A 19,640-nucleotide genomic window follows, 5' to 3' on the forward strand; every position below is an offset into this window, starting at 1 on the left:
CAGCTCTTCCCTCCAACGGACATACAGCCGTTTTTCACCCCAAAATCGACTGTATGTCCGTCAAGGTGGGCAAGGATTCACGCGGTCAGACGCTTGGTCTCCTCGACGTTGCGGCCCAACTCGGCGACGAGGTCGTCGGCCGAATCGAACTTGACTTGCGGCCGCAGGAATCCCACGAATTCAACGCGCACGCGGTGACCGTACAGTTCCAGCCAATCGTCGGCGATCGCATACGCCTCGACCACACGCTCGTGCAGTCCGGTCGTCTCACTGAACGTCGGCTTGGTGCCGATCGAAATCGCCGCCGGCCAACGCCACGGCGATCCGGCCGCGATCCGAGCCTTGTCGTCCGACGCCACGCGGTCGTCGGCACGAGCGTCGCCGGCACCGGCCGCACCGTCACCGTCCCCAGCCGGTCCCATATCAACCAGCCACCCGGCATATACACCGTCCACCGGCAGATACCCAACGATCGACGCCTCGTCCAGATTCGCGGTCGGGAACCCGATCGTGCGCCCACGTTCCTCGCCATGCACCACCGTGCCCTCGACGGCGTGCGCATGGCCGAGAATCGCATCCGCGTCGGCGATGCGCCCCTGCCCCAGCAGATACCGCACGTTCGTGGAACTCCACGTGCGATGCAGCCGCGCCTGATGCTTCTTGCTCCACGCACGCAGCTCGGCTTTGCCCATGCCGGCGGTCGGATCCTTCGGCTCGCCCCACTCGGTCGGCATGTGCGGCTCGGCATCGAGCGGAATACGCACCTGCCCCGGCCCGCGATCGTCCACAACGTCCAGTTCGAACACGCCGGTGGCGGCGGCCAGCGTAGCGATCGCCTTCACATCGCCCGCGCGGCCCTTGCCCATTGCGGCGTCCTGGCCGAGCACAAGCGTGCGCATGCCGAGTTTGCCGACCATCTGGCCAAGGAAGAACCGATACGATTTCGCGGCGAACGCCATCGTGTACCGCACGATGAGCACCTGATCGACGCCGAGATCGCGCATCATGCGCACGCGGTCGTCCACGCCGCTGAGTGCCTGCGGGTCGGGCGTGCCGGCCGGCAGATCCATGCCGTTATGCTCGGCGGCGTACCGGTGCGCGGCGTCCGGGCGCGGATCGAACAGCACGACCACGGAGAACGCGTCGTACTGCTTGGCGAGCTCCACCACGCGCGCGATCACCGCCTGATGTCCGCGATGCATGCCGTCGAACACGCCGACCGTCACCACGGATTTCTTGTCGTTGCTCAAGGTGGGCCAGTCGACCAGTCCGGTCGGATCGGGGGTGAGTCGGGTGATGTTCATAGACGTTCCTCTTGTTGCTGATGCGTTACGGTGTCATGCGCACGGACATGCCGTGGCACGGACATGCCGTTGACGGGTTCCACTGACAGTGTACTCGGCTTGGTCCGGGACGGTCAGACCGATATGGACGTGTGGCGGCCGGGCGAGCGGGGCGATCACTGCGCGGGGTCGGCGGCGAACACGACGAGCGGCTTGGCCTCGCCGCGTTTGGCGCGGTCGATGATGGCGGCCACGTCGCCCGCGTTCGGATCGATGGCATCGCGGTCAGCGTCACCGGAGTCGACGTCGGCGGTACGGGCCGGCACGTACGCCGCGGTCGGTTCGTGGATGTCATACGGAATACGACGGCCGAACCGCAGGTTGACGGCATCTTCGGCGGTGATCTCGACCGTCGGCATCGCGGCGCGCACTGACGCGACCATGGTCATGGCATGCGCGAGCAGTTCATCGCCGGTTGCGTCGAGCACGGCGCGGTTGCGCGTCACCGTCTCTCCCGCACGATTCGTGAACGTACGCGACTCGACATGCGCGGTAACCACGTTCGTGTCGGTCACGGCGAACCGGCCGACGCGCGTGCGGCGCAGCCGGGTCAGGTAGCCGCCGCAGCCGAGCATCGCACCGAGGTCGCGGCCGAGCGCGCGGATGTACGTGCCGGCTGAGCAGCTGACGCGCACGTCAAGGTCGATCACCGGCACCATGTCCGTCGCCGTGGCCGCGGTCAGTGGGTCGGACGACGGCTCACGCGTGGTGACCAACGGACCGTTGGTTCGTACGGCGTCGGTAAAACCGGTGCGCATGTCGAGTACGTCGAACGTATGAATGGTGACCGGGCGGGCCTTGAGTTCGACGTCCTTGCCGTCGCGGGCGAGATCATAGGCGCGCTGACCGTTGATCTTGATCGCGGAGAACGTGTTCGGCACCTGTTCGATCGGCCCGGTAAGCCGATCGGCGATCGTGCGTTCGATCATGTCGCACGTGATGCCATCGAGGATCGACGGTGCGACCTTATCGCCGTCGGCAGAGCCGGAGATCGCATCGTCAGCGACCGGCCCATCGATCAGTTCGCCGTCCGCGTCGTCGGTGGTGGTGCGCCGGCCGAGCCGGATCGTCGCCTCGTAGGTCTTGTCATGGTCGACGATGTAGTTGAGCAGCCGCGTGGCGTTGCCGAAACCGACGACGAGTGCACCGGTGGCCATCGGGTCGAGTGTGCCGGCGTGGCCGACCTTTTTCGTGTGCAGTCCGGCGCGCACGGCCGCGACCAGATCATGGCTGGTCACGCCCTGCGGCTTGTCGATGACGAGCAGTCCGGACGGCTGGGACTGGCGTTGCGGTTGCGCGGCCATGGTTCACCTCGCTGATGGGTCGTGTCGTGGTACGGAGCGATGCCGCGGTCAGGCGTCGGCTTCGGTATCGTCGTGCTCGTCGGTCACGTCATGCTCATCGTCATGCTCGTCGGTCACGTCGTCCGCGAAATCGTCATCGTCGTAATCCTCGACTTCGACCTCGTCGTCATCGAAATCGTCGTCATCGTCACGCTCTTCGGGATGCTTGTACGGATCGGCATCGCCGGCGTACTGCGCGGTCTCGCGCGCACGGGCCAGTTCCTCGTCGCGCTTGCGGGCGATGGCGAGGATATCCTCGATCTCGGTGGCTTCGCCGGGCACCTCGTCGAAGATGAACTGGAGCTGCGGAGTGAGGCGCAGGCCGGCCTTCGCGCCGACGAGCGTGCGCAGACGGCCCTTGGCCTGGTCGAGCGCCTGCTTGGCACGCTTGCGTTCGCCATCTTCCTTACCGACGTGGCCGAGCTGCGTCCAGTAGACCTTGGCGATCTGCAGGTCGTTGGTGACGCGCACTTCGGTGATGGTGACGTTCGCGAGCCGCTTGTCGTGCAGCTGCGCCTCCATCGACGACGCGATGACGCGCTGGATGAGCGCGGCGATGCGGGCCGCGCGCGGGTTCGTTCCGGGCATGATGATTCCTTTTCTATCTCACGGGGATCAGTCGATACGTATGCTCGTACTATATTCGCATATCCCCTACTCGAATCACGAGCGACACATGATGTACGTTTCCCCAGACGCTTCAGCGAAAACGTACACGGAGCAGTACTACGTGTACGTTTTCGCTGCAGCCGCTGCATAAACGTACACTGGAAGCCGCTCAACGTACGTTTATGCAGAAGGCATCTGCAATATCGTACGGAAAGGGCCGCCTAGCGTACGGTTTTGCAGGAACGTCTGCAACAACGTACGCGGAACAGCATCCGCAGATATACGGATATGACGAAGCGCCCGTGTCGTACGTACGGCACGGGCGCTTCGGATGATTACGCCGAGACGTTACTTGCGTTCGATCTCGCGCATCTCGAAGGTCTCGATGATGTCGCCGATCTCGATGTCGTTGAAGGTGCCGAGGTTGATACCGGCCTCGTAGCCTTCCGCGACCGACTGCACGTCGTCCTTGAAACGACGCAGCGAGGAGATCTCGAGGTCGTTGACCGTGGCGACGCCGTTGCGCAGGATACGGCACTTCGTACCGCGCTTGACCTCGCCGTCCTGCACCATGACGCCAGCGATGTTGCCAAACTTGGAGGAGCGGAAGATCTCGCGGATCTCGGAGTGGGAGGTGACGACCTCCTCGTATTCCGGCTTGAGCATGCCCTTGAGTGCGGCCTCGATGTCTTCGATCGCCTTGTAGATGACCGAGTAGTACTTGATCTCCACGCCCTCGCGCTCGGCGAGGTCCGCGACCTGACGGTTCGGACGCACGTTGAAGCCGATGATGACGGCCTTGTCGACCGTGGCGAGGTTGACGTCGTTCTGCGTGATCGCGCCGACGCCGCGGTGGATGACCTGGATGCCGACCTCGTCGGACACCTCGATCTTCATCAGGGAGTCTTCCAGCGCCTCGACGGAGCCGGACGAATCGCCCTTGATGACGATGTTGAGCATGTCGACCTCGGACTTGGCGAACTGCTCCTTGAGGGACTCGAGCGAGACGACCTTGCGGCGCTTGGCGAGCTGCGCGGCGCGTTCGGTGGCCTGACGCTTCTCGGCGATCTGGCGCGCGGTGCGGTCGTCCGGGGCGACGAGGAACAGGTCGCCTGCGGTCGGCACGGAGGTGAGGCCGAGGACCTGCACCGGCGTGGACGGGCCGGCTTCCTGCATGTGGTTGCCGTTCTCGTCGAGCATCGCGCGGACGCGGCCGTACGAGGTGCCGGCAACGATCGCGTCGCCGATGTGCAGGGTGCCCTGCTGGACGAGCACGGTCGCCACGGCGCCGCGGCCCTTGTCGAGTCGCGCTTCGATGGTGGCGCCGCGGGCGTCCATATCCGGGTTCGCACGCAGGTCGAGATCGGCGTCGGCGGTGAGCAGGACGGCTTCGAGGAGCTTGTCCACGTTGATGTTCTGCTTCGCGGAGATGTCGACGAACATGGTGTCGCCGCCGTACTCCTCGGCCACGAGACCGAACTCGGTGAGCTGGCCGCGCACCTTCTCGGGGTTCGCGCCCGGCTTATCGATCTTATTGACGGCCACGACGATCGGCACGTGGGCCGCCTGCGCGTGGTTGATGGCCTCGACGGTCTGCGGCATGACGCCGTCGTCCGCGGCCACGACGATGATCGCGACGTCGGTGATCTCGGCACCGCGGGCACGCATGGCGGTGAACGCCTCGTGACCCGGGGTATCAAGGAACGTGATCTTGCGCTTCTCGCCGTCGAGGTCGACGGTCACCTGGTACGCACCGATACGCTGCGTGATGCCGCCGGCCTCACGTGCGACGACGTTGGTCTGACGGATGGTGTCGAGCAGCTTGGTCTTACCGTGATCGACATGGCCCATGACGGTGACGACCGGCGGACGCGGCTTGAGGTTCTCGTCCTCCTGCAGCTCCTCCTCGTCCAAGTCGATGTCGAACTGCTGGAGCAGCTCCTTGTCTTCCTCTTCGGCGGAGACGATCTTGATGTTCCAGCCGATCTCCTCGCCGAGGATCTGGAAGGTGGACTCGTCGAGCGACTGCGTGGCCGTGGCCATTTCGCCGAGGTGGAACAGCACGGTGACGAGGGCCGCCGGATTGACGTTGATCTTCTCGGCCAGATCGGCGAGGGATGCGCCCTGACGCAGGCGGACGGTCTGCCCGTTGCCGGTCGGGATGCGCACGCCGCCGATGACCGGGGCCTTCATCTCCTGGAATTCCTGACGCTTCGCAAGACGGTTCTTACGCGCCTTCGAGGACTTGCCGCCCTGACGGCCGAACGCACCGGCCGCACCGCCGCGACCGCCACGGCCGCCGCGCGCGGGACCGTTGTTCGGCGCGCTGTTCTGACCGGCGCCGGCACCGAAGCGGTTGCCGCCGCCCTGGCCCGGACGAGCGCCCTGCGCACCGCCCTGACCCGGACGGTTGTGGCCCCACTGGCCCGGACGCGGCGCGCCCTGGCCGCCCTGACCCGGACGACCGTTGCGGAAGCCACCGCGGCCGCCGCCCTGACCCGGACGACCGCCACGGCCACGGCCGCCTTCGGAATTGTTCGCGGTCGGACGCGCCATCGGATGCGGACGCGGGATGTCGCCCGGCGTCGGGGTGCGCATGCCCTGCTTGCGGCTGAACGGATTGTTGCCCGGACGCGGGCCCGGGGTCGGCGCGGCGCCGGCCTGCGGCTGGCCCTGCGGACGCGGCGCGTGCGGGGTCGGCGCGGACGGACGGACGCCGCCGTTGTTGCGCGGCTGCTGGCCGTGGTTGCGTTCGTTGCGCGGCTGTTCGTTGCGTTCGCCGCGCTCGTTGCGGAAACGACCGCCGTCACGACGCTGCTCGCGATTATCGCGACCGTCACGGCCGTCACGGGACGGACGGCCGTCATGCTGCGGACGCTGGCCGTGCTGTGCGTGCTGGGACTGGCCGGGCTTCGGTGCGGCCGGACGCGGCGCGGACGGTACCGGGGCCGGAGCGGCGGGATGCGCGGCCGGAGTGTGACCGGACGCGGTTGCCGGGGTCGGCACGGCCACCGGCTTGGTGGCCTGCGGCGCGTGATTGGCATGGGCCGCAGGAGCATTCTGGGCGTGGCCGCCCTTGGCGGCGTTGCCGGTATTGGTATTGCCGGCATTGTCCTTCTGGAACGATGCCTTGAGCCGGCGGACGACCGGCGGTTCCACGGTGGAGGAGGCGGACTTGACGAACTCCCCCATGTCCTTCAGTTTCGCAAGGACATCCTTGCTTTCCACGCCAAATTCCTTGGCCAGATCATACACGCGCTGTTTCGCTGCCAATATATCTCCTATTCAAACCGCGCGTATCCCGGCGCGGTCACTGTTTGGTTGTCGAGAGCCTACCTTGTGTCATCGTGCGACGTCTCATCGTGCGACCATGATTGTGCTACCTCGTCATTCAAAATCAAGGCATGACCGTATGGCGCGACCATGCTCGGATTCCGTGACAAGCATACTCGTGCCGCTGGATGTGCGGGCGCGGCGCAACACGCCCGAATTGCACACATCCCGAAAACACCGTGGCTCCCCAATCGGGGAGCCACGTACCTGCGTCTATTCCGCCGCTTCGGCGGCCTTCTTCTTCGCGTGGGCCTCGGCCGACTCGATGCCGATCTTCCAACCGGTGAGCTTGGCCGCCAGACGCGCGTTCTGGCCTTCCTTGCCGATGGCAAGCGACAGCTGGTCGTCATGGATGAACGCGATCGCCGTCTTGTTCTTCTCGCTGATCACCTGCACGCCGGTGCACACGGCCGGCGACAGCGCGGACGCGACGAACTTCGCCGGATCGGCGGACCAGTCGACGATGTCGATCTTCTCCGGGCCGAGGTTCTCCATCACCGCACGCACGCGCGCGCCGCCAGGGCCGATCAGCGCGCCCTTCGGGTTGACGCCTTCGGTGTTGGCGCGCACCGCGATCTTGGTGCGGGCGCCGGCCTCGCGGGCGATGGCCATGATCGACACGGCGCCGGACACGAGCTCCGGCACCTCGCGTTCGAACAGCTGGCGCACGAGCTCCGGGTGCGAGCGGGACACGACGATCTCCGGACCCTTGAGGCCGCGGGCCACGTTCACGACGTACACGCGCAGACGCTCGCCGTGGTGGTAACGTTCGCCCGGCACCTGCTCGCGGCGGGGCAGGATCGCCTCGACGTCGCCGATGGCGATGTGCACGTTGGTCGGATCCTTGGCGTCCTGCTGGACGATGCCGGTGACGAGCTTGCCCTTCTGCCCGGAGAACGCGCCGAACACGCGATCGTCCTCGGCCTTGCGGAACAGCTGGGTGAACACCTGACGTGCGGTGGCTGCGGCCAGTCGGCCGAAGTCGCGCGGGGTGTCGTCGTATTCCTCGCCGAGCGTCGGCGCGGGGTGCGGGTTGTCCTCGGTGGGTTCGCCCGGGATTTCGTCCTGCGCCCACACGGTGAAGGTGCCAGCGCGGTTGTCGAGCTCGACGCGCGCGTGCTTGGCGGCATGCGGGGTCTTGAGGTAAGCGAGCCGCAGCGCTTCGGACAGCGCTGCATCCAGCGTCTCGGGATCAATGCCCTGCTCGGCGGCGAGTTGATGCATTCCTGACAGGTCAAGTTCCATGGTCAAGACCTCCTATGTGAAGTTATGTTCCGAGCGCTAGGGCCCTATGGTCACAGTCAGATATTAGTGTAAGGGCTTATGCAGACACGTCATCGGGTTTCCTTGCGCAGCCGTACGGCGCTCCGCCGCATGTTCGCCGCGGTTTGCACGGTGACGGCGCTCACCTCGCTGACGGCGTGTTCCGCGCCTCGGTACGCCGGTCGGGCCGAGTCCGAGCAGCGGCTCAGCGCATGCGAGACCGCGTATTACGGCGCAGCCGACGCACGCGATGCGTTGGCCGACCAGCCCGACGTCGTGCGGTATCTGACGGCCGTGTCCGCACGGTCGCGGTGGATCGACGTCGCCGCGCAGTGCGCCGATCGGTTCACGGAGGGCGTGATCCGTGCCGCCCAGTCGCGGCATATGGCCGTTGCGCTGGCCGGCAAGTACGGTATCGGCGACATTGTCGACATGTCCGTTGACGACGCGTCCGATGACGGTACCGATTACGGTACCGATTACGGTACCGATTACGGCACCGTCGATCCGGCGGGACTGGCGTTGGACGATCTTGCGTCGGCATCGATCGCCGCGTCGGCGTTGCGTACGATGGCCTCGGCCGAGGACCGTGCCGGATTCTCCGTGGAGATCCTGACCGCACGCAGTACGACGGACGACGCGACGCTGTCCGTCGCCGACGCGCACAAGGCGGCCGGCGAACGACTGATCGCACTGGCGAACGATGCCGACGGCGCGTCGGACACGACGACCGACAGTACCGACGATACGGATTCGCGGCAGACGGACGGCGACTCCGACGGCACCGCCGACTCGTCGTCAACAAACGACGGCGCTGCTGCAGCATCCAATGACCCCCGTCGCAAGGTGTACAACGCCGACACGCTGCTCGCCCACCCCGACGACATCGTCGATCCGGCCACCGGCCTGCTCGCATCCACGTACGCCGTCGTCGAAGTCACCTGCGCCCGCGAGGAGCTCACCGCCATGGCCGCCGAGACCAGTGCGACGAACGCCGGCTCCTCCGCCGGTACCACCGCATCATCCGCCTCGACCGACGCATCCGACGCGACGCACGACGACGCCACGGCAGCCGACGCCGACGATGCGGCCGACACCCACGCGGCATCCCTGCGCGCCGTCGCCCGCCTAGTCGAGTCCCGTCTCGTCCGAGCCTTCGCCGCCGGCTACCCCACCACCGACCACGCCCTCTTCGACTAGCCCACCCGCATAACCCCACCTCCCCCAACGGACATACAGCCGATCAACACCCCCAAATCGGCTGTATGTCCGTTAAGGATGTCCGTTAAGGGAATACGGCAGGGAACTCGAGACACCCCATTCCTCAGAGCATCCCGCTCCAACGCGCCGCCCCCCCTCCTAACGGACATACAGCCGATTTCACCCCGCTAATCGGCTGTATGTCCGTTAAGACAAAGGAGCCGGGGAACAGCGGCCACGTATTGGACGTCGTTAGCAGGCGACCAGTCCCCTCACGCCATGAGCATGTGCAACCCGGTCATCACGAACATCGCGATGAAGCTCGTGGTCGCCAGCGTGAACCCGGCGAGCTTCGCATTGCCGATCACGCGATCGGTGAACAGCGTGCAGAACACGGCCGTCGGCGCAAAGCACATCAGCGCCACCGCCTGCCGCGTCGTCGCGTCGAGCGGCAGCAGGAACCACGCCGCCAGCGCGAACAGCACGCCGAACGGCAGCCGCCATCCGACCACCTGCAGCAAATCACGCACGTCATCCCGCGTCGCCGGCAGTTCCATGAGCATCCCGACCATAAGCATCGAGCAGAACGGATTCGCGTTGGCGACCGGCGTCAGCACGTCGGACAGCAGCGTCGGGATCGGCAGGTCGAGCAGCACCACGATGGTCATGACCATGTACATGTCGAACGGTCCGGACTTGAGGAATCCCAACGCGACGGCCCGCAGCCGCGCGAGCGTCGCGGCCCGGCGCGCCGACGCCGTGGCGGGACGCGGCGGCGCCGGCAGCGTGGGAGCGTCGCCGGCGTGCTGTTCGGTCAGCGGGCGGTTCGGATCGACGTGCAGCAGCGACGTGGTCATGACGTTGCTGCCGGCGGTGGTCATGATCGCGTTGCCGATGTCGAACATCGCGCCGATCACGATCGCCCCGCCACCGTAGAACGCCTGCAGCAGCGGGAAGCAGAAGTTGCCGATGTTGTATCCGGACGAGTTGAGCATGAGAAACGCGCGGTCCGCGACCGGCCGGCGCCGCGTCGCCCAGTACACGAACGGCACCGGCACGAATGCCGCGAGGAAGCCGAACAGCGTGACCCACAGCAGGTCGACGCTGTGCGGATTCGTGGCGAACGATACGAGGATCGCCGCCGGCAGCGTGCAGTCGAACACGACGACCTGCATGATGCGGTAGTCGCGCGGTTTGAACATCCCGCAGCGTTTGAGCAGGTATCCGAACAGGATGATGAGGAGGAATGTGGTTGGTTTCAACAGTTGCGACATCCTCGTTCGCCTCGCTTTATGTCGTGTGGTCGTCGTTGCGGTCGATGCGCGATCCGCGGCGACCGGCCGGGCCGCATGTCAGAGCGCGTGTCGTTTGACGTGACGACGGTACGGTTTCTATGATTGTTTAACGCTAAGCCTACCCGTTGCAGCCGAACTGTCAAGCCGCGCGTCCCATCGCCGAACCGAACACTTATCATGAACACTATGAACGATCAGCCGCAACACGCCTCACCGTCCGTCACGCACGATGCAACCGTCGCCCACAACACCGCCAACGGGCCGGCGACCTTGGCCGACATCGCCCGCGCCACCGGATTCTCGCTGATGACCGTCTCGAACGCGCTGCGTGGCAAACCCAAGGTCAGCGCGGCGAACCGCGAGCGCATCCGGCAGGTCGCCCGCGAGATGGGCTATCAGGCCAACGTGGCCGCCACCACGCTGCGCAGCCGCCGCAGCGGCATCATCCAAGTCGTGGTCGACGACTTCGAGGTCCCGTTCCACGCGCGCATCGCGAAATACCTGACCCTGGCGGCGGCCGAACGCGGCTATCAGGTCGTCGTGCGGCAGTCGCAGTCCGCACGGGAGGAGGTCAAGGCGCTCAACCCCGGCCCCGGCCTGATCTACGACGGCATCATTCTCGACGCGCCGAACATCACCGAACGGCAGGTGATCGAACACGGCACCGGACGCCCGGCGATCGTGATCGGCGACTGCGGATCGTTCGTCAACGTCGATTCGATGGACACCGCGTGCGCGCAGGGCGCGGCGGCCGCGGCCGAACACCTGATACAGGCCGGATGCCGACGGCTATTCGTATTGGGCGCCGCGCACCCGGACGATCAGGAGGCCGGGCACGGCGGCGGCAACGGATTCGGCCCGAGTCGACTTGCCGGCGTCATGGATGCGCTGGCGGCGCATGGACTGACGTTGACGCGCGATCAGTGCATCAACTGTCCGTGGTCGTCGGATGGCGGCGAACAGACGGCGGACATGCTGTGCGACCGATTCGCGACTGCGTCGGCCACGTCCGTTGCGGCGGCTACGGTGCGCGTACCGGACGACGGAACGACTTATGCAGCGTCGGACGACGCGTATGCACACGGCTGGGGTGCGGACGTCGGCATGCTCTGCATGACCGATATGATCGCGATCGGCGCGTTGCGACGGTTCGGCGAACGTGGCGTCCGCGTGCCGCAGGATGCGAAACTGATCGGCTTCGATGGCATCCCGTTCTCCGCCTACACGAGCCCGTCGATCAGCACCGTGGAAATGGACGTGCCGGCCATGGCCGCCACGGTCGTCGACCGCATGATCGCCCTGATCGACCGCAACCGCAACAGCAGCAACCACGACGGCAGCACAGACAACGATGGCAACGACGCGGACATCAACGGTACAGGCACCGACGGCATCATGCACGCACACATCCCGTTCCGTCTCATCCCCCGCGAATCCACCGCCGACTGACGCATACACACCTCCATACCCCCACCTCCGCGCCGCACCTCCGCGCAAATGCCCCTCCTCCAACACGCTTCCTCAATCTCCCAGCTCCCCCTCCCCTTAACGGACATACAGCCGATTTCACCCATGAAATCGGCTGTATGTCCGTTAAGAGGCTAAGCGGGCTGAGAGCTGCGAAGAGTTCAGACCCCAAAGATGCAACAGCAACGAACCCTAGAAGAACGAGAACTGCTTGCGGCTCACGGGGCATTCGATCTGCCCGGTGAGCTGGCTAAGCGAGTCAAGCCCGCCGCCCGGCGACTTGCCCGTCGAGCTCGACGAACCCTTGCCCGACGAGGACGACGAATCCGACGAACCGGAGTTCTTATCGGCAGTATCGGACTTGCCCGACGTACCGTCAGCGGCTCCGGAGCCGTTCGCCGTCGTGCCGGAACCATCCGTACCGTCGCTCGATCCATCCGAAGTCGTATCGGACGTCGCCGCGCCACCACGCTTCTCGGCCGGGCATTCGTCGGTCACCTTGCCATTCGAACCGATCTCGATGCCGTCGGCGTTCACGATCGGCGTGGTCACCACGTCAAGCGCCTGCGCGGCCTTCGCGCTCACACGCACGGTGTACGACAACGTCAGCGTCTCCCCCGGGGCGATCCACTGCTGGTCGTACACGACATACTGGCGATCGTACAGGCTGGCGGCGTTGATGCGCCACGTGTCCGCATCCGCCTGCACCGTCGTGATCTCGCCGCCGTACGGCGCGGTGATCACCACACGGTATTTCATGCCGCCGCGGGGGTCCTCGTCGCTCTGCTGGCCGCCGGTGACGAAGTCGGGCAGTTCCGCGGCCTGCTTCGCGGTCAACGTGTTCTTCATGGTGAACGTGACCGTGTATTCATCGCCGAGCTGGTCTTCGGTGTACTGCCCGAGCTGCGTGCCCTGCACCGGTTGCGTGATCGCGTCGTTGAGCGATCCGGTGGCCGCAGCCTTGTCGGCGGCGAGCTCGTCGCCGCAGGTCTTCGTCACGGTGGTCGTGGTGCGCAGATACCAGTCCTGCTTGCCCATCTGCAGTTCGGACAGATAAATGCCGCTTTGCGGTATGGTCTCGTCGGCCGACAGCTGGCCGCTGGCCTTGTCGTCGATGAGGCCGGTGTCGATGAGCGCCTCCTGCTCGGCGTCATCCTTCATCCACAGCTTGAGGTGACCGTTGGCACTGGTGTCGCGGATGGCCTTGAGCAGCGCGGACGCCGACGACGGGCCGACGTTGCCGAGCACGTGCGTCATGATCTCCTGCGCGGCTTCGGACACGTACTTGTTCTGTTCGGCGAAGTCGGAGTGTTCGCGGTACAGTTTGTCGAGCAGGAACGAGACGGTGCTGGTGCCGTCGAGCGTGGTGCCGTCGGACAGGCTCACCGATCCGGTCGCGCCGAGCAGGGACTGCAGGAACACCGGATCGAGTGCGATGACGCCGGCCACGTTCTTCTTTTCGTTGCCCTTTTGGTGTTTCCACAGGTAGACGTTGAGTTTGGCCACACGTTCGAATTCCGGATCGATCGTGGTGGTGGCCGGGTACTGGTCGAACGTCGTGCCGAACACGTCGCGTTCCTTGAGGACGAGATCGTCCATCGGCTCATCGGGGATGTCCCAGTCACCGCTGGTGGCGAAGTCGCCGATGGTGACCTTGCCATTGTCGGCCGTGATCGGCGCGACGGTACCGACCATGCCGCCCGAGGACCGCAGTTCGGCCGGGTTCTGCACGAGCACGAGGTACGTGCGTTCGCCGTCCGCGCCGAGCAGCTGCGGCATGAGATTGACGAGCTGATCGTATTCGCCGAGCGTCGAGTCGGCGGTGGCGAGTGCGTCCTGTTCGATCTGCAGCAGCTGCGCGATCTTACTGATACGCGGCGTATCGATGGCCTTGAGTTGCGTCAGCTGGTCGGCGATATCCGTATGCGCCTGCTTGACGATGTCCGGCATCTTCATGAGCGGGCTGACGTCGACGGTGCCGTCCTTCATCAAGAAGCCCTGCAGCTGCTTGGCGAGATTGAGCAGATCGGTGAACGGCCCGTCCACCAGCGTGCCGATCGAGTCGGTCATCTCGCGTGCCGCGGCGAGATCGGATTCGTATCCCGTGCGTTCGGCGAGCCACGTCCATTTCGCGGAGCTCATTTCGTCACGCAGCGAACGCGATGCGGACACCAGTTCCGTCGCGGATTTGGCAACGTCACCGCCGCCGCAGCCGAGCGCGCTGTTGGCCAGGTCCTCGCCTGCGTCGAGCATACGATTCGCGTCACGCACCATCGCGAACGCCGACGATCCGTAGAACACCACGAACGACAGAATCAGGCCGCCGATCAGCGCCACGACGGACAGTACGATATGCCGGGGATTCAGCCATTGCGCCAGCTGCTCGCGCCCTTCTCGCTGAGCGTGTCGTGGACTTTTGGATCGCATGGGCACCTCGTCTCCGCATCGCCGGGTTGTTACTATGGCCGTTGCCGTGACCCTACCAGAGTACGGTCAGAGCCCGATATTAGCGCGAATCGGCTGTCTTGCCCATCGTCGGAGCCATGCAACGGCCCATTTTCACGAAACCCGCCGTCCGCCCCGTCCGTCTGCCATCCGCCTGTCCGCCCGCCCGCCGATTACCCGTCGTCACGGCCACGCGCACCGCTTTCAGTCTGCTTTCAGGTTCCTCGTAGCGGTATAACAGTATTACGCAAGAAAACATCCACATAGTACGGTCATAGTGTTGCCACGGGATGCCTTCGCCGTTCGGCGGCCTGTTTGGCGGCATCCCGGCCAACGCTAACCGGTGGTCGCGCCGTTCGCCGAGCCGTTTCCTCCAATGACGGAACAGTTCCGCGGGCCAGTGCGGCCGCAAGAGAACTGGAGAAGTCGCATGTTCGTTCTCAAGAACGCCTGGGCTCAGCTCATGCGCCACAAGTGGCGCACGCTGCTGACCACGCTGATCGCCCTGCTTGTCGCTTTCGGAGCGCTGTTCGGGCTGGCATTGCAACAGGCGAATGACACGGCCGCCACCGATTACGATGCGCTCGCCCCCGCCTCCGTCGTCCGCATGACCGCAAAGCAAAGCGCACAGTATAACGGCGCGGACGTCTCATGGGTGAAGCACTATCTGACCACGTCGAATTACAACGATTACTACAGCATCGTCACCGGTCAGAGCATCACACTGTCCAACGTGAACGCCTCCATGTCCGTGCCGGTGCGGCAGACCAAGGATTCCATCCAAGCCATCGCCGGTACGGATGACCAGGATGCGGACAAGACCGGCGGCGAATTCACGCTCAAGGCGTTCACCTCGGTGCAGACCGCGCGCGACAATGAACTCGGCCGCTACACCGTGGTCAAGGGCAAGCACCTGAGCTACTCAGGCAAGGCCCCGAAGGGCGCGCTCATCTCGCAGGCGCTGGCCGACAAGAACAACCTCAAGGTCGGCGACGAGATCACCGTCGCCAGCCCGTCCGACGCGTCGAAGACCGTCAAGCTCACCGTGCGCGGCATCTACATCTACAACGATGCCACCGCCCCGGCCGGCAAAGGCTCGGACGCGAAGCTCGCCAAGGACAACCGCGACAACGCGATCTACGTCGCCTACGCCACGCTGTACGAATCCGGCATCACCAACGAGGAGGCCACCGACTGGTCCAAGCCGAACCTGAGCTACGTGTTCGAGTTCTCGAGCATGTCCGACTACAACAAGTACAAGGCCAAGGCCGCCAAGAAGGTAGCCGACGGCTACGAGATCGCCTCGCCGACCATCGACGCCTACGAGGCCAAGGTCGCGCCGCTCAAGGCGCTGGTGTCGCGTGTGGGCGTCGCCACGACGATCGTGCTGCCCATCGTCGGCGGCGTGCTGCTGCTCGCGTTGGTGTTGCTCGGCGTGACACGCCGGTCGAACGAGATCGGCATGGCGCTGGTGTCCGGCGTGACGCGCGGCCGTATGGGCTGGCAGTTCATGGTCGAGGTGTTCCTGCCGACGCTGGTCGGTCTCGCGATCGGTCTGCTGGCCGGCGGGTTCGGCGCGAAGCCGCTGGGCGCGGCGCTGACCGGCGGCTACAGCACGCCGATGACGGCGGCGATCATGTGGCGTGTGGTCGGACTCGGCGTGGCGGCCGCGATCGTGCTGGCGATCATCGCCGCGATCCGCGTGGCGTGCTTCGGCAACGCGGCGCTGTTCCGGTCGCGTGACACGACCGCTACGCCGTCCGTTGACACGCAGAACTCGGCCGATACGACCGACGACACTTCCGATACGGTATCCGACAACGCGCAGCAGGAGGCGTGACGATGAGCGACAAAACCACCGATCAGGACATCACCAACGACGTTGCCGACGTTTCCGGCGACGAGCAGGACACGACCGTGACCGACGCGAGCACCGACACGACCGTTGAGACGACCGCGGACGCGACCACCGATGCGGGCGACACGAACGACGCGAACGCCGTGCAGTTCAGCGTCGTCTTCGATGATGATGACGCGACCGATATCACGGTCGATACTGACGTCGACGACGTCGCGTCGGTCGCGCTCGGCGATGCTGCGGACGCTGACGATACTGACGACGCTGACGTTCCATCGGCTGAGGCACCGTCCGACGACGACACCGACGACGATGCATCAGTCGAGCCAGCCGCATCCGACGATCAGGCCGATGCATCATCCGACGACGTGGCCGCGGCGAACGCGGCGCGCGTCAACGAAACACTGGCGCTGGGACGCACTGACGAGAGCGCCAAGGTCACGGCGACCGCCGCCGCTCCCGAAACCGTCGCCGAGCACACGTCCCTGCGCCTGTCCGAGCGACTCGACAAGGAGCTGCGCGGCAATCACGCCGACAAGGTGCTCAAGTCCTACCCATCGCTCGCTCTCAACAAGGTGACGGTCACCGACGGCAAGACCGGCCACAACACGCTGGATCGCGTGTCCGCGGACTTCTACGCGCGCCACATCTACGCGATCGAGGTCGACAGCGACGACGAGCGCGTCGCGCTGCTCAGCGTGATGACCGGCCTGATGCGGCCGACCGACGGCGCGGTGATGAACAAGAGCCTCAACGTGCTCGAGATCGAGCCGGGCGAGCTGCGCGGCCACCGTCTTGGCGTGATGCCGCAGCGCTATGCGGTGCGCGAGGATCTCAGCGCCGAACAGAACGTGCGGTACGCGATGGACGCCTCCGGACGCACGTTCCTCAAGCCGAAGCCGGTGATCGCCCGCGAGCTGCTCGCGAAGGTCGGGTTCGACGTCGATACGCCGAACATGCCAGTCGGCAAGCTGCCGCTCGTGCAGCAGCGTCTCGTCGCGATCGCGCGTGCCATCTCCTGCGACGCCGAGGTGATCATCGCCGACGAACCGACCGGCGGCCTGAACGCCGACGACAGCGTCACCGTGCTCAAGGCCCTGATCGCGCTCACCCGTGACAAGGATCCGAAGCGCTGTGTGATCGTGCTCACCGACGATCTCGAGGTCGCCGAAGTCACCGAGCGCACCACTCACCTCGACTAGGCGCCGGTTGGTCGGCTGCACGCGGCCGGGCAAGGCCGTGCGCAGCCGACCAACCGATGGCATACGGTCACACAGCCGTATGCCATCACGATCGTGTCACCCACGACTACATATAGAAAACGGACTTACAGCCGATTCCCTCCCAGTTATCGGCTGTAAGTCCGTTTTCTTATTCCGTCCTCACTCAGACTTCTGCGCCCGTTCCGGTTGCGGTCAACCGGAACGCATCATGTAACGAATCAGTTTTGCACATTTGTTTCAGCATCGCTGCCTCCGGTCGTACCCGCTACCGAATCATCACCGGTAGTGCCGCCTGTGTCATTGTTATTGCCGGAATTGTTCGAGTTGCTGTTGTTATTCGAGTTGTTCGAATTATTGTCATTGGTGTTATTACTGCTGTTGTTCGAATTGCCGTTATTACTCGAATTATTATTGCTCTGATTTCCGGTATTGCTATTGCCGTTATTCTGGGTATTATTTGGAGCAACCGGCGTAGTGGTGTTGGTCTGAGGCGTAGTCGTCGTACCCTGCTGCGTCGTATCGGTTGTCGTATCCTGCTGTTGCTGGGCTGCGGCATTCTGATCGGCCAGTGCCTGTACGGACGCGTTTACATCGTCGCTGGCGGTTTGCAACGACTGCATGGCTTCCTGAAGAGCCTTAGTATCAGGATCATCCTGCTTCAGCAGTGCGGTCGCCGTGTCGATGGCGGTTTGTAGTGCGGAACGAGTGGAATCGTCAGCGACGTTATACAGGCTGCTATCAAGCAATACCTGTGCGTCATCGATTGCGGACTGCAGCTGCTTCTTGGCTGCAGCCTTGTCGCTTTCGATCTTCTTGGCCTGACTGTCGGTCACTGCGGTGGCAGCATCCGACACGGTCTTGGCCGATGCTTTGAGTGTTTCAGCGGTTGTCGCGGCTATCTTTGCGCGGCTCTTCAACACGGCAGTGCTCAGATCACTGGAGCATTCCTGCACAGCATCTACGGATTTCGCCGCGGTAATCGCGTCTTTCAGCGCTTCAACGGTAGATTTATCGGCAACCTGAGACGCCGTGATCTTCTGTGCAGACTGCACGTTCTTTATGGCCGTCTGCAGGGCGTTCTCAGCATCAGTATAGCTGCCATAAGCTTTCTGGCATGCGGCAAGCGCCGATGACTTATTACCGGCGTCTTCCTGATTCCTCCATATCAGTACGCCGCCAATCACAAGGGCCGCGACGATAATTACCGCAACGACTGCGATGATGATTCGGGCAGTATCGCTGATCCCTTTGTTCTTGTTAGGATGAGCCTTTTTCGGAGCGGACTCAGCACTATCGGTAGTTGCAGGCTGGATGACGGGAATGTCGTCGATTTCCTGAATGTCATCGGCTGGAGCAAAACCGCCGACGTCTTCCAAGTGAAGCGTCTTGGTCGCACTGGCGTCATGTGTGCCCGGAGTGGACGGGAACAGCGGCATGCCCTCATATGCAGGACCAGCGTTCGTTGTCGCGGCCTGTTCCGCATTGGGAAACACAGTGGTTGCTGCAGCGCCATCGGTCGCAGCGGTCTGGTTCCCATTGGATACAGATGCGAAGTCCAGCGGGGGAATATCCCAGAACGTATCGACGATGTCCCGGGCTCCCGACTGCTCCTCGGGGGTGACGGATGCTGCGTTGATTGCGGGGACATCCGTGGGCTGAGTAGACGTCTGGACCGGTGGTTTCGGTATGTCGCGAGAAGTCGTTACCAACGTCGACGGATCATTCATGGTTGACGGAGTAACCGTCGTGTGGGGGGTATCGGTTGCGGCTGCCGACTGAGTATTGTTTGCAGCTGCCGCGTTGATGACGGCATTGTCGAGGTGCAGGGTATCGTGAGCCTGCTTGGACGGCGCTATCGGGAATCTGAGATCCAGATCTTCCTCGTTGCCGCCAGTACCGCTTTCATGCTCATCGGTCATCCGTATGCCACCTCTTCATCGCTGATTCATTACGTCAATACTGTATGCATCTTAGCGGTGGCACTAGGCATTCTGGGGATTCCCTTGGTCTTCTCCAAGGAATGTTTACGGGGGTGTTGTGTCTCGTGTGCGTGCGGACCCTGAAGATCTGTTGTTCGGTTGTTGTCCGGATGTAAAAGGACCCCGGGAGCGTTACCGCTCGACCGGGGTCCAAACAAGTTGAATGCGGCGGCGTGCTACTCTCCCACACCCTATCGAGTGCAGTACCATCGCCGTGCCAGGCCTTAGCTTCCGGGTTCGGAATGGGACCGGGCGTCTCACCTGGGCCATGACCGCCGCAAA

12 protein-coding genes and 1 rRNA gene are annotated in these 19,640 nt (G+C 64.3%); 4 read left to right on the top strand and 9 right to left on the bottom strand.

Translation table 11 applies throughout. The features are described from left to right. Positions 1 to 77 precede the first annotated feature (77 nt). The 5 genes from ribF to nusA form a co-directional block, all read right to left on the bottom strand. Positions 78 to 1,304 carry a bifunctional riboflavin kinase/FMN adenylyltransferase gene (gene ribF / locus DSM100688_RS06175; protein WP_152358258.1) on the bottom strand — a complete coding sequence of 409 codons (1,227 nt, stop codon included), beginning with the start codon at positions 1,302 to 1,304 and terminating at the stop codon, positions 78 to 80. Between the two features lie 155 nt (positions 1,305 to 1,459). After that, the gene (locus DSM100688_RS06180) at positions 1,460 to 2,647 is read right to left on the bottom strand and encodes a tRNA pseudouridine synthase B (RefSeq protein WP_152358259.1); all 1,188 of its coding nucleotides are present in this window, start codon (positions 2,645 to 2,647) and stop codon (positions 1,460 to 1,462) included. A 48-nt stretch (positions 2,648 to 2,695) separates the two neighbouring features. Next, a complete protein-coding gene (gene rbfA, locus DSM100688_RS06185; RefSeq protein ID WP_152358260.1) occupies positions 2,696 to 3,274 on the bottom strand; it encodes a 30S ribosome-binding factor RbfA in 579 nt (192 codons plus the stop codon). A gap of 369 nt (positions 3,275 to 3,643) precedes the next feature. Further along, entirely contained in the window at positions 3,644 to 6,568 is a 2,925-nt protein-coding gene (infB, locus tag DSM100688_RS06190; protein ID WP_152358261.1) for a translation initiation factor IF-2, read from the bottom strand. Between the two features lie 273 nt (positions 6,569 to 6,841). Then, on the bottom strand, positions 6,842 to 7,873 hold the full coding sequence (gene nusA, locus DSM100688_RS06195) for a transcription termination factor NusA (protein ID WP_152358262.1): 1,032 nt from the start codon (positions 7,871 to 7,873) through the stop codon (positions 6,842 to 6,844). Positions 7,874 to 8,002: 129 nt separating this feature from the next. On the opposite strand from nusA, the gene DSM100688_RS06200 reads away from it, so the two are divergent. Next, a complete protein-coding gene (locus tag DSM100688_RS06200) occupies positions 8,003 to 9,091 on the top strand; it encodes a hypothetical protein (RefSeq protein WP_152358263.1) in 1,089 nt (362 codons plus the stop codon). Positions 9,092 to 9,363: 272 nt separating this feature from the next. Here DSM100688_RS06200 and DSM100688_RS06205 read toward each other — a convergent pair whose 3' ends face one another. Beyond that, positions 9,364 to 10,365, bottom strand: coding sequence for an AEC family transporter (locus tag DSM100688_RS06205; RefSeq protein ID WP_152358264.1), 1,002 nt, complete (start codon positions 10,363 to 10,365; stop codon positions 9,364 to 9,366). A gap of 207 nt (positions 10,366 to 10,572) precedes the next feature. Between DSM100688_RS06205 and DSM100688_RS06210 the strand changes: the two genes are divergently transcribed. Further along, complete coding sequence (locus DSM100688_RS06210) at positions 10,573 to 11,835, top strand: LacI family DNA-binding transcriptional regulator (protein ID WP_163146969.1); 1,263 nt, start codon at positions 10,573 to 10,575, stop codon at positions 11,833 to 11,835. A 210-nt stretch (positions 11,836 to 12,045) separates the two neighbouring features. Here the strand turns inward: DSM100688_RS06210 and DSM100688_RS06215 are convergent, their stop codons facing one another. After that, positions 12,046 to 14,280 carry a DUF4012 domain-containing protein gene (locus DSM100688_RS06215; RefSeq protein WP_152358266.1) on the bottom strand — a complete coding sequence of 745 codons (2,235 nt, stop codon included), beginning with the start codon at positions 14,278 to 14,280 and terminating at the stop codon, positions 12,046 to 12,048. Between the two features lie 448 nt (positions 14,281 to 14,728). Here DSM100688_RS06215 and DSM100688_RS06220 point away from each other — a divergent pair, with 448 nt between their 5' ends. Beyond that, on the top strand, positions 14,729 to 16,138 hold the full coding sequence (locus tag DSM100688_RS06220; protein WP_152358267.1) for an FtsX-like permease family protein: 1,410 nt from the start codon (positions 14,729 to 14,731) through the stop codon (positions 16,136 to 16,138). A gap of 2 nt (positions 16,139 to 16,140) precedes the next feature. Then, positions 16,141 to 17,358 carry an ATP-binding cassette domain-containing protein gene (locus DSM100688_RS06225; RefSeq protein ID WP_163146968.1) on the top strand — a complete coding sequence of 406 codons (1,218 nt, stop codon included), beginning with the start codon at positions 16,141 to 16,143 and terminating at the stop codon, positions 17,356 to 17,358. A gap of 239 nt (positions 17,359 to 17,597) precedes the next feature. Here DSM100688_RS06225 and DSM100688_RS06230 read toward each other — a convergent pair whose 3' ends face one another. Next, positions 17,598 to 19,298: an FIVAR domain-containing protein gene (locus tag DSM100688_RS06230; protein WP_152358268.1), complete on the bottom strand. Its 1,701-nt coding sequence runs from the start codon at positions 19,296 to 19,298 to the stop codon at positions 17,598 to 17,600. 223 nt (positions 19,299 to 19,521) lie between these two features. Next, positions 19,522 to 19,638, bottom strand: a 5S ribosomal RNA gene (gene rrf / locus DSM100688_RS06235). Positions 19,639 to 19,640 lie beyond the last annotated feature (2 nt).

Origin of the sequence: Bifidobacterium ramosum, assembly GCF_009299505.1 — a bacterium.
In the GTDB taxonomy this organism is placed as follows: domain Bacteria; phylum Actinomycetota; class Actinomycetes; order Actinomycetales; family Bifidobacteriaceae; genus Bifidobacterium; species Bifidobacterium ramosum.